This window comes from Bacillus cereus (assembly GCF_002577405.1).
GTDB classification, from domain to species: domain Bacteria; phylum Bacillota; class Bacilli; order Bacillales; family Bacillaceae_G; genus Bacillus_A; species Bacillus_A cereus_AU.
Window position 1 is genome coordinate 1 of the sequence record NZ_NULR01000044.1, and the last position, 555, is coordinate 555.

Below are 555 nucleotides of genomic sequence, written 5' to 3' on the forward strand. Positions count from 1 at the left end.
AATATGCGGGTGTGGCGGAATTGGCAGACGCACTAGACTTAGGATCTAGCGCCTTTGGCGTGGGGGTTCGACTCCCTTCACCCGCACTTTTAATAAAATAACTCATACATGTCTTGCGGAAGTAGTTCAGTGGTAGAATACAACCTTGCCAAGGTTGGGGTCGCGGGTTCGAATCCCGTCTTCCGCTCCAATTTTCAATATGACATGCCGGGGTGGCGGAACAGGCAGACGCACAGGACTTAAAATCCTGCGGTGGGTGACCACCGTGCGGGTTCGACCCCCGCCCTCGGCACCATATGCGCCCGTAGCTCAATTGGATAGAGCGTTTGACTACGGATCAAGAGGTTAGGGGTTCGACTCCTCTCGGGCGCGCTTTTATTAACGGGAAGTGGCTCAGCTTGGTAGAGCACCTGGTTTGGGACCAGGGGGTCGCAGGTTCAAATCCTGTCTTCCCGATATTCCCAAATTCCCAAAAACATGGGGCCTTAGCTCAGCTGGGAGAGCGCCTGCCTTGCACGCAGGAGGTCAGCGGTTCGATCCCGCTAGGCTCCACTT

The 555-nt window shown here is 55.3% G+C and carries 6 tRNA genes; all 6 read left to right on the top strand.

The features are described from left to right. The first annotated feature begins 5 nt into the window (after positions 1–5). Positions 6–86, top strand: a tRNA-Leu gene (locus COC96_RS26895). Between the two features lie 29 nt (positions 87–115). Further along, positions 116–190 (top strand) — tRNA-Gly (locus tag COC96_RS26900). Positions 191–206: 16 nt separating this feature from the next. Further along, positions 207–295, top strand: a tRNA-Leu gene (locus COC96_RS26905). A gap of 3 nt (positions 296–298) precedes the next feature. Then, positions 299–372, top strand: a tRNA-Arg gene (locus tag COC96_RS26910). Positions 373–382: 10 nt separating this feature from the next. Further along, positions 383–456: transfer RNA gene (locus tag COC96_RS26915), tRNA-Pro, on the top strand. A 23-nt stretch (positions 457–479) separates the two neighbouring features. Beyond that, positions 480–552 (top strand) — tRNA-Ala (locus COC96_RS26920). Positions 553–555: the final 3 nt, after the last annotated feature.